The 10,815-nt window shown below is 34.6% G+C and carries 8 protein-coding genes and 1 pseudogene; 5 read left to right on the forward strand and 4 right to left on the reverse strand.

Annotated features, from left to right (window positions below; genetic code table 11):
- Positions 1 to 8 precede the first annotated feature (8 nt).
- The 4 genes from H9D55_RS07320 to H9D55_RS07335 all read right to left on the reverse strand — a co-directional run bounded on the left by H9D55_RS07320 (position 9) and on the right by H9D55_RS07335 (position 7,100).
- A complete protein-coding gene (locus tag H9D55_RS07320; RefSeq protein WP_186078160.1) occupies positions 9 to 521 on the reverse strand; it encodes a type 1 glutamine amidotransferase domain-containing protein in 513 nt (170 codons plus the stop codon).
- Between the two features lie 60 nt (positions 522 to 581).
- Positions 582 to 2,360, reverse strand: a complete 1,779-nt coding sequence (locus tag H9D55_RS07325; RefSeq protein WP_186078162.1) for an SLC13 family permease — start codon at positions 2,358 to 2,360, stop codon at positions 582 to 584.
- Positions 2,361 to 2,455: 95 nt separating this feature from the next.
- Positions 2,456 to 5,608 carry an efflux RND transporter permease subunit gene (locus H9D55_RS07330; RefSeq protein WP_186078164.1) on the reverse strand — a complete coding sequence of 1,051 codons (3,153 nt, stop codon included), beginning with the start codon at positions 5,606 to 5,608 and terminating at the stop codon, positions 2,456 to 2,458.
- A gap of 61 nt (positions 5,609 to 5,669) precedes the next feature.
- Positions 5,670 to 7,100, reverse strand: coding sequence for a polysaccharide deacetylase family protein (locus H9D55_RS07335; RefSeq protein ID WP_186078166.1), 1,431 nt, complete (start codon positions 7,098 to 7,100; stop codon positions 5,670 to 5,672).
- A 246-nt stretch (positions 7,101 to 7,346) separates the two neighbouring features.
- On the opposite strand from H9D55_RS07335, the gene H9D55_RS07340 reads away from it, so the two are divergent.
- The 5 genes and pseudogenes from H9D55_RS07340 to H9D55_RS08180 all read left to right on the forward strand — a co-directional run bounded on the left by H9D55_RS07340 (position 7,347) and on the right by H9D55_RS08180 (position 10,027).
- Positions 7,347 to 8,063 (forward strand): D-ribitol-5-phosphate cytidylyltransferase, encoded by a 717-nt coding sequence (locus H9D55_RS07340; protein WP_186078168.1) that lies wholly within the window; start codon positions 7,347 to 7,349, stop codon positions 8,061 to 8,063.
- Positions 8,056 to 9,081 carry a ribitol-5-phosphate dehydrogenase gene (locus H9D55_RS07345; RefSeq protein WP_186078170.1) on the forward strand — a complete coding sequence of 342 codons (1,026 nt, stop codon included), beginning with the start codon at positions 8,056 to 8,058 and terminating at the stop codon, positions 9,079 to 9,081. The genes H9D55_RS07340 and H9D55_RS07345 overlap by 8 nt, the downstream gene beginning before the upstream one ends.
- 307 nt (positions 9,082 to 9,388) lie before the next feature.
- A complete protein-coding gene (locus tag H9D55_RS07350) occupies positions 9,389 to 9,526 on the forward strand; it encodes a hypothetical protein (protein WP_186078172.1) in 138 nt (45 codons plus the stop codon).
- 24 nt (positions 9,527 to 9,550) lie between these two features.
- Positions 9,551 to 9,691: pseudogene (locus tag H9D55_RS08250) on the forward strand (helix-turn-helix domain-containing protein); the annotation flags it as partial.
- A gap of 66 nt (positions 9,692 to 9,757) precedes the next feature.
- Positions 9,758 to 10,027 (forward strand): hypothetical protein, encoded by a 270-nt coding sequence (locus H9D55_RS08180; RefSeq protein WP_235963138.1) that lies wholly within the window; start codon positions 9,758 to 9,760, stop codon positions 10,025 to 10,027.
- Positions 10,028 to 10,815 lie beyond the last annotated feature (788 nt).

Consider the following 10,815-nt stretch of genomic DNA (forward strand, 5'->3'; position numbering starts at 1 on the left):
CTCTTTTATTATTTTAATTGATTTTTGATTTCTCGATTAAAATCTTCGAGGTCATCAGGAGTTCTTGACGATACAAGATTTTTATCGACAACTACAGGCTCATCTTTGAATTCAGCCCCAGCGTTAATAACGTCTTTTTTAACGTTTTTAACAGCTGTCATCGTACGACCTTTTAATTTATCTGTGTCCACAAGTAATTGTGGTCCATGACAAATAGAGAAAACGGGTTTGTCTGTCTCTAAGAAGTGAGACGCAAATTTTGCTGGTAAATCATCTTTGTCTCCACGTAAACCATCTGGAGAGAAACCACCAGGTATTAATAGTCCATCATAATCTTCTGGATTCGCATCACTTACTTTAATGTCAGATTCAAATTCTCCACCTTTTTTACCTTTTACAGTACCGCCATTAGGTGAAACAATTACTGTTTCGTATCCTGTAGCTTCGATTGCTTCTTTAGGGCTCGTATATTCGATATCTTCAACTAAGTCTGTCATTAATACTGCTACTTTTTTAGTCAATGTGAATGCCTCCTAAAAGTTTTATAGTAATCTATTACCATGTGCTCTGTTTTTTAAACATTAAAACCACACTGTATAGATAATGCTAACACTCACAATCATTATCAAGAATGAAAGTGGTGCACCGACTTTGATGTAATCACTAAACTTATATCCACCTGGTCCATAGACAATTAAGTTCGTCTGATATCCGATCGGTGTCATGAAGCTCGATGATGCAGCAATCGTTACTGTTATGACGAATCCAAGATAATCTGTGTTCATAAGATGTGCCATCTCTAAAGCAATTGGGAACATAAGTACAGCTGCTGCCGAATTTGTAATTAGTTCAGTAAAGATGTTTGTTATGATATATATCACTACTAAGAGTCCTAAAATACCTAGCGGTTTGACGATGTCTACTAGATGTGTCGCTAAAAAGTCTGCGAGTCCAGAATTTGTGATGGCTTTTCCGACACCAAACGCACTGGCAATCAAGAGTATCACATCAAATTGGATTGCACCCGTAACATCTTGAATCGATATCAGCTTGAGCATAAACAATATAATTACTAATAATAGCATTGCTTTAAACATAGAAAGGACACCAAGCGTCACGAATCCAATCATCAATCCCATGAGGCCAATGACAAACCATCCTTGTTTTTGGTTTTGTAAAAATTCCTCTGGTGTTTTGACCGCTGTAACGACATAGAAATCGTCGGTGAACTTATTTTTATCGATAAAATCGTTATGGGCAAGAAGCAATAATGTGTCACCCGCTTTAAGTACAATTTCTCCTACTTTGGAGTTAATTCGTTTATTATTTCTATGTATAGCGATGACACCTGCGTTGAATCTTGACTTAAAGTTGGATGTTTTTAAGGTCTTATTTAAGAGTGATGAGTTGTGTGAAATAACCGCTTCAACAAGCACTGTGTTTTCATTTTGTAGAGCGTCTAATGTCAATTCACTACCTGTCCGAATCGAGAGTCCTTTAACTTGCTTCACGACCCCTATAGTATCAAGCGTTGCTGAGAACACAATTCTATCTCCTGCACGCAGTCGCGTGTTTGCAGTGACTTCTGGAAGTCTTTTTTTATCTCTAAAAATATCGACAATATAGATCCCTTTTAAAGCATCTTTTGTCACTTCTAATACCGTCTTATTTACTAGCTCGAAGTCTGTTAATATGTAAGCTTCAGCTAAAAATTCTTTTGTCTCTGAGTCGATTTTCTCCATAGCACCTAATGTATCCGGCAATAAGTTATAACCAATAGTCGCAAGATATATCATTCCGACTGATAAAATTACGATCCCCACTATGGAAAACTCAAAGAATCTAAATCCTTCTAAACCTTCTCCGAGCAGTAGCCCGTGTACAATTAAGTTAGTACTTGTTCCTATCAAAGTGAGCGTGCCACCCATGATTGTGACATAAGAGAGTGGTATTAAAAATTTCGATGGACTGAACCCATTCTTAATTGCCCAGTTTTTGATGATTGGCGTCAATGTTACAACAATTGGTGTATTATTTAGAAATCCTGATGCGATTCCAACTGGTGCAGTAAATTTAATTATCGCACTGCGCTCATTTTTATTTTTTCCAAGCATTTTATAGATTAAGTTCTCTATCACACCATGTTTTTGAATTGCACTTGCGACAATGAAGAGCACGACGATCGTCATTACACCTTCGTTCGAGAATCCAGCAAGCGCATCGTTCGTAGATATTACACCTGTAATTAGAAATATAACAAGGAATAAAAATACAACAAAGTCTGCCCTGATGACTTCAAATAAAAGTAATGTCAGCATAGCAAGTATTAATATAGAAACGAAAATCATTTCACCCGTCATTTTTATCACCTCAAGGGTCTTATTAAATATATCATGCATGTTTTAGACAAAAAAAGAAACCACTAAATCACATTTTGTGACTTAGTGGTTTCAATTTATTCTTCTGATTTTACAAATTTGTGTTTTAAGTTCATTAACATCTCATAAACGACTGGCACAACAATCAGCGTAAGTAATGTCGAAGACAATAATCCACCAATAACTGTTACACCTAGTGCTTTAGAGATTAATACAGAGCTATCTCCACCGAATACTAGAGGTATGAGTGCACCAATCGTTGCGAGTGCCGTCATAAGTATTGGACGTACACGCGTTGTTGCCGCCTCAAGCAGTGCCTCTCTTGTCGGTAAACCAGAATCCTCCATACGAATCACACGGTCAATTAATACAATTGCGTTCGTCACTACGATTCCAATAAGCATCAAGAGCCCTATCAATGAAGGTACAGAGAGTGTTTCTCCTGAAATTAAGAGTGCTACAATCACACCTGTAATCGTAAATGGTAATGAGAATAGGATAGAAAATGGTGCAATACCACCATGGAATGTAAGTACTAAAATTAAGTACACGATCGCAACCGCTGCGAGCATCGCCATTCCAAGTTGCTTAAAGCTATCTTCTATATCTTCTGTTGTACCACCAACTTTGATTGAAACGTTGTCTGGAGTTTTAATTTCATCGATTGCTGTTTGTACATCTTTTGTTGTTGTACCAATATCTTTTGAATTAATTTTCGCATCTACAGTCGTCGAAATATCTCCATTTTTAAGTGTGATTGTGTCTGATGACGTACCTTTTTCAAATGTAACGAAATCAGCAAGCTTCACTTCTTTACCAAGTGGTGTCGTGAATTTTGTGTTTTTCAGTTCTTTCTCTGTCCATGAATCTTTCTTATCGTGGACTAGGATGACATCTGTGTCTACACCGTCAAGTGCAACTGTTGCAACAGTTTCTTTTGGTTCATATTGATTTAATTTCTGTGCGACTTGTCCAGCTGAAAGTCCGAGTTTTGCAGCTTTCTTGTGATCGACAACAAGTTGATATTCTTCATAAGATTCACTCAATGACGATGATACGTTTGATAATGTATCTTGATTATTTAATACATCCTCAACCTCATTTACAGTGTCTCTCATTGCATCAATAGAAGGTCCTGTTACAGACACTGAAACAGTATTTGAAGATCCTCCAGTCGCAACGTCTAAGTTTTTCCATGTACCACCATGTTTTAACTCTGCGATCTGATTTAGCACTCTTTCGGCTTCAGTATCCCAGTTAGGTGTGTCTTTATCATACTCTACAAACATTGCTGTATCAGTAGTTGAACCTGGACTAATCGGGTTTTCTCCACCTACTGAGTACTGGACATTTAAAACATCTTTATTACCATTTAAAATATCTTCCACTGCTTCAGCTTTCTTAACAACTTCACTTTCCGTTTCACCAGGACTTGGTTTATAAGTAAGTGCTAAGAATTTATCATCACCAGTTGAGATGAATGACGTACCCACGAGTGGTGTAAGCATAAGTGAGCCAACAAATATGACGATGGCAATAGTACTTACAATCCATTTATGACTTAATGACCACTCTAGGACGCTATGGTACACACGTTGAATAATTCCTTGTTTTCCCTCTTTGCTCTTAGAATTACCTACGCCTTTTCTAAAAAATACATGTGCAAGCATAGGTACAATCGTGACTGCAATAATAAGAGACGCTATGAGAGCGAATACGACCGTATAGGCAAATGGTCTAAAAATTTCCCCAACTTCACCAGTAACCATCGCAAGTGGGAAGAATACCGCTATAGTTACGACAGTTGAAGACATGATTGGAATAAACATCTCTTTAGTTGCATCTGTAATCAGAGCGCGCCCTTTTAATGGCTCATCTTCAAGTCTCATCCTTCTATAGACGTTCTCTATTACAACAATTGAGTCGTCGATTACACGACCAATTGCTACAGTCATAGCCCCTAGTGTCATGATGTTGATTGTGACGCCAAATTGTTTCAATACTAAAAATGCCATGAGTATAGACATTGGGATAGAAACAACTGCAATTAATGTCGAACGGATATTACGTAAGAAAAATAGTATTGTGATAATTGCAAATAACGCACCAATTAACGCTTTCTCTACCATCGTCTTAATAGAGTCAACAATCGGTTTCGCTTGGTCCATCATAAGTACTGCTTCAGTATTTTCATTTTCTTTTATATACTCATCTACGACATCTTTAACGCCATCTACAACAGATACAGTATTAGATGTCGTTGTTTTAACAATTTGAATTGTAAGAGAATCTTTACCGTTTGTCTTAGAAATAGATTCACGCTCTTGTGTGTTCTCAATCGTTGCAATATCCCCTAATTTAACTGTAGGAATATCTGCTTCTTTCATTTTCTTTTCTATCTCTTTTTGCATCTTTTCAAGTTGCTCAGGAGACATTTGTGCCTTTTCAGCGTCAGAGAGTTCAGGCGTTTCAGCACCCTCTTTTTGACCAGATGGAATTTCTAAATCTTTTAACGCTTCAATCGAAGTAAACTGCCCATCAACCACAATTGATTTTAAGTCATCTCCAAACGTGTATAACCCAAGAGGGAAATCACTCGTAGCAGCTTTGATATATTGAAGCACATCCTGTTCAGAAAGACCATTTTTTTCTAGTGCTTTTTCATCAAAATTAAGATCAATCTCAGTCATTATTTGACCAGAGAAACTTGCTTTAGAAACACCATCAACACCTTCAATTTTAGGAAGTAAGTCTCCCTCGATATCTTTTGTTAGCTTCTCTAGATCATTGTCTTTATCAGTAAAGCTATAGCTGATAATCGGGAACTCATACATTGAAATTTGGTCAATCGTTGTTTCATTCGCTTCTTTTGGAAGTTCAAGAGAATCGATAGCACTCTTTACTTCCTCTTCAGCTTTGTCCATATCTGTGCCGAAATCATATGTAATCGTTATAGCTGACGCATTTTGCATAGACTGCGATTGGACGTCCTCTACACCTTCCATACTAGACACGCGGTTTTCAATAGGTTCCGTTACACTTTCAAGCACGTTCTCTGGAGTCGCACCTGGATAAGGTGTTGTCACCGTGAGAACAGGCGAAGAAATATTTGGTAACATTTCCATGTTCATTTTCAATGCTGAATAAGCACCAGCAATCGCAACAATAAGTGTCATTAAAACAATTGCAAGCTTATTCTTAATCGAGAAATTAATTATATTTTTTATCATACTTCTACACTCCAATCTTAAAGAATTATAACATATTACTAAAAAAATGTACGTTATGAAGCTAGCTCATCTTGAGTGTATCCGCACCTTTATAGAAGGACAGTTCAGAAACTGTAACGAGCTGATACCCCTCAGTTCTTAAGTAATCAATGACTGCTTCAACGACCTCTACACTTTCCATATGGATGTCATGCATTAAAATGACTGAGCCGTCCCTAACGTTCTCTTTTATTTCATTCAGAATAGATTGACCATCATGAGTCAGCCAGTCTTTAGTATCGACGGACCAAAACGCAGTCTCTATGTTGATATTTGAGTTCAGTGATTCATCGAATGAACCATAGGGCGGCCTAAAAAATTTCGGCGTTTGATTCGTGAATGTTTCAATCAGAGACGTTGTATCATTAATTTCTGCTAAAATATTATCTAAGTTTAGTTCCATCATATCCCTATGTGAGTATGAATGATTTCCAATCTCATGCCCCTCACGATCCACTCGCGTCGCCGTATCAGGATACGACTCTATACTAGAACCTAGCATAAAGAAACTCGCTTTCACATTTTTAGCGTGTAATTTATCGAGTAATTTATTCGTTGTATCCGCCTTCGGACCATCATCAAAAGTAAGAGCCACCATTTTTCGGTTTGGATCAAGCTCGCGAATGGAGAGATGTTCTTTGGTCTTGTTACTCTCACTATTACCTGTACCGTTAGTATCCTCAGGCTCTGACTTTTCATCTTTAGGCTTCTTACCAGTGATACAATGCTGGATGGTTTCATCCATTAAAGGAATTAGGTCTTCTTTTAATACTTTTACTTTAGGCGTTCCCATTGCAGGCAGTCCAATTTCCTCAGAATCAAATTGAAAAATTGCGTAATCATCATCAAATTCGATATTCAGAAAGACGTTTGCCTGATTATTTACATACTCTTCAAGTTTATGGTGCTGATAATAAGGATAAATAGAACCATCAGCACTGATGGCTTCATCTAGAATTTTAAACAAAGACTCACGTGTTTTAGAATCTGTCTTTAAAAATGACTCCGTACTACCCACCTGACCACTTTTTAGATTTACAGCAAAAATGTTGTGCTGTGAAAAGAAATCAGAATCAGAGATGCGCGCTTTCTTTGTCTTGTTAAAGAAATAGACATCATCATTGAACTGTTTAGGATCAATATCGATGATTAATAAGTTGTTCTCATTATCATCTTTAACCATTTTGATGAATTCAGTGATATCGTGATCACGGTATCTAATGATTTTATTATTGATATCATCATTTTTAAAAACAGGATATTTAATTTCAATGAGAGGATTCTCTTTAGATTGATACGTGGCAATTTTGAATTCAGTGGATTCCGTATCCTCATGTTTGATGGAATCATGAAACTCCTCGTTGTTGAGATTTTTGGCGAGCTCTTCGTTATTACATGCGGCTAACGTTAGAACGACAAGAATAATACTGAAGAGAAATATGTATTTTTTCATAGGCTGCCTCCAACTTGTAACTATTGTAATGGAATTGTAACATAATAGAGATGGTATCTAAAGTACAAATGCAAATTTTAGAGAGAGCAAATTACTATATAAATTATATTATTTAGAGTTAAAAATTCTATTGTAAAGTCAGTTTAGATATTTGTTTAAAGATTTTTTGAAATAACCCGTGGCAAAGTGTAAAATTGATGTATATTAAATAGATTTAAATATAAAACTCTTGGAAGGATGTTATGAATGATTTATGCAGGTATTTTAGCTGGAGGAATTGGCTCAAGAATGGGTAATGTCCCGCTTCCTAAGCAATTTTTAGATTTAGACAATAAGCCAATTATTGTTCATACAGTAGAAAAATTTTTGCTAGAGAACAATTTTAATAAAATTATTATTGCAACGCCAGAGAAATGGATTGAACACACAAAAAACATTTTTTCTAAACACAATATCGATTTAAATAAGACAGTTGTCATTGAAGGTGGCACTGATCGAAATGAAACAATAATGAATATCATTAAATATATTGAAAATAATTATGGCACAAATGATGATGATATAATCGTAACTCATGATGCTGTGCGTCCATTCTTAACACATAGAATTATCAGTGAAAATATTAAAATGGCACAAGAATACGGAGCTGTTGATACAGTTATAAATGCTATTGATACTATAGTAATATCTAGTGATGGTAAAACTATTTCTAATATTCCTGTACGTGATGAAATGTATCAAGGTCAAACACCCCAATCTTTTAACATAAAATTATTAAAAGATGCTTACTATTCACTCACAGATGAACAGAAAAAAGTACTTACTGATGCATGCAAAATAATTGTTGAACAAGGTGAAAATGTATATCTCGTTAAAGGAGAATTATTTAATATAAAAGTAACTACACCATACGATTTGAAAGTTGCTAATTCGATTATTAAAGGTGGAATTTCAAATGATTAATCAAGTTTATCAACTTGTATCTCCAAGACAATTTGAAGTTACTTATACAAATAAAGATATTAATTCAAACAAAGTGGTTGTAAGGCCAACTTATTTATCAATTTGTGCAGCCGATCAAAGATATTACACTGGGACTCGTGGAAAAAAAGCTATGAAAGAAAAATTACCTATGTCATTAATTCACGAAGGTGTAGGTGAAGTAGTTTACGATAATAAAGGACAATTTGAAGTTGGTACAAAAGTGCTTATGGTGCCTAATACACCAACAGAGACAGATGAAGTCATAGCTGAAAACTATTTAAAATCAAGTAAATTTAGATCAAGTGGCTACGATGGATTCATGCAAGATTATGTATTTCTAGATCATGATAGAGTTGTTGTTCTGCCTGATGAAATGGATTTTAGCACTGTATCATATTCAGAATTAGTTTCAGTAAGCATTCATGCGATTAATCGCTTTAAAAAGAAATCTATTCCGAATGTTAACAGTTTTGGAATCTGGGGGGATGGGAATTTAGGATATATTACCGCTATCCTTTTAAGTAAAATTTATCCTAAGGCTAAAATTTATGTATTTGGAAAAACAGAGTATAAACTTAACCATTTTTCTTTTATAGATGAAACTTTTTATATTGATGATATTCCAGAAGATTTAACTTTTGACCATGCGTTTGAGTGTGTCGGAGGTCGTGGTAGCCAAGATGCTATTGACCAAATAATAGATCATATCAATCCGGAAGGTTCTGTGTCATTATTAGGAGTTAGTGAACATCCTGTTGAAATTAATACGAGAATGGTGTTAGAAAGAGGTCTGACTTTGATTGGAAGTAGTCGTAGCGGTGCTGCTGACTTTCAAGCTGTAGCAGATATTTACACACAGTACCCTGATGTAGTAGATAAATTGTCGTTATTAAAAGGAAAAGAATTAATTGTACGCTCAATTGAAGATGTTATTGTCGCATTTGAAGAAGATCTTTCAACTTCTTGGGGTAAAACAGTTATGAAGTGGGAAATTTAGACAATAGCTAAAATAAAATTTGTTGTCTAAATTAATCAATTATATTAAAAAATATTGAATAAAACTAAGTATGAGTTATGTTGGTTAAAAGATTGAAAACAAATCTAAATATTCAGTTAATAAATGAGTTATGGCTTAATATTATTGACTTTTTTTAATCTATTAAAATCTATTATATTATGCTATTTCATTCAAAATGATCAATGAAATAAATTAAAAAGTTACTGAGTTAAGATAAAACTAAAAGACATATCTCCTGTATAAACTGACCCCCTAATTCCGGACACGGATTTAGGGGGTTATTTGTATGTCAAAATATAGCCATGAATTAAAGTTAGAAATAATAAATAGATATGAAGAAGGATTTGGAGCAATCATTCTTTCAAAAGAGTTTAATATAAGCCATGATACGATAAACAATAGGATAATGGCTTATAATCTCTAGGGCGAAGTTGGTCTAAAGAAAAGTATAACTAAAACACGATATTCTGGTGAGTTTAAGTTATCCGTATTAAAATATAGGATAAATAACGAAACTTCCTATTCAGAAACAGCTCAAGTCTTTGGGGCCAAGAATCCATCTACAATAGCTAGTTGGCAGCGAAAGTATGATTTGGAGGGCTATAGCGGCGTATGTGGTACTTTAGGAAGACCAAGAAAGCGTGAAGGAATAACTATGCCTAATAATAACCATGAACCAAAAGAACTATCAAAGTCTGAAAGAGAAGCTCTCATTGAACTTATAGAAAGAAATGAGTACGTTGAAGCAAAGCGCTGCTTTATCAAAAAAGTTGGATGCTTTGCTTCGGGAAAAGCGTGCTCAAACAAAGAAAAGACGCAAGCAGTACTTGAAGTAAGTCAAATTAAAGCAGAGATTAAAATGAGCAGGTGGTTAGAGATTTTTGAGCTGGCAAGATCTTCATTTTATGAATGGAAAGAAAGTTAAATGGCCTGTCTCCTATTCAATTTAGGAAACAAGCCATATAAGAAAATCACGGATAAGGAATGTCCGGATTTATGAGTTCGGTACAGCATTATTCAGAAACACGTCTTATAGTTTAATTAATTTATAACTTTATCTTAATGGTGAACATCAAATTAAGATAAAGTTATTTTGTTTTTTTCCTCTGATAAACTCAGTATCAAATCTATTAGTGGATATCTAACTAGATTAATGTCTCCGTAATGAATATCTTTAGTAGAGTATACTGTTTGTTTTTTTATCTAGCATGAACTTATTTGGTGCTATTAGATAAGTGTCTTGTGACATAGTTCTGGTAGCAGCTGCTATCCAAGTAGGTTTGGATACATGATCTCTGACTACAATTTTTAAAAAATACCATGAGTTGTTTGGAAATATTTATGTTTTGCTTTTATTATAAAAGATTAGATAACTTAGAATTATATACTATATAATTAGCTTTACAAAGATATTAAACATATGCATCGCTATTTTTTAAATTATGCATACGTATCTACAATCAATCTTATTCCACCTAAGTTTTTATAAATTATGTGTGAATTAACATCATAATCATTCGCAAAATAACTATATCTAACTTCAAAATTTTTAGTTTATCCTTCAAAACTTTTTTGTTTAGTAATTAAGAGGTTTTGATAATAAATTTACTTCTTGCAAAAGATTATATGCTAAATAATTTTACCCAGAATTGTTTTAATTTCACTCAATAATTTATAATTTTCTAGTCTATGTGCTTGTTGACGCTCAATAGC

It is taken from the genome of Phocicoccus pinnipedialis, from assembly GCF_903994035.1.
In the GTDB taxonomy this organism is placed as follows: domain Bacteria; phylum Bacillota; class Bacilli; order Staphylococcales; family Salinicoccaceae; genus Phocicoccus; species Phocicoccus pinnipedialis.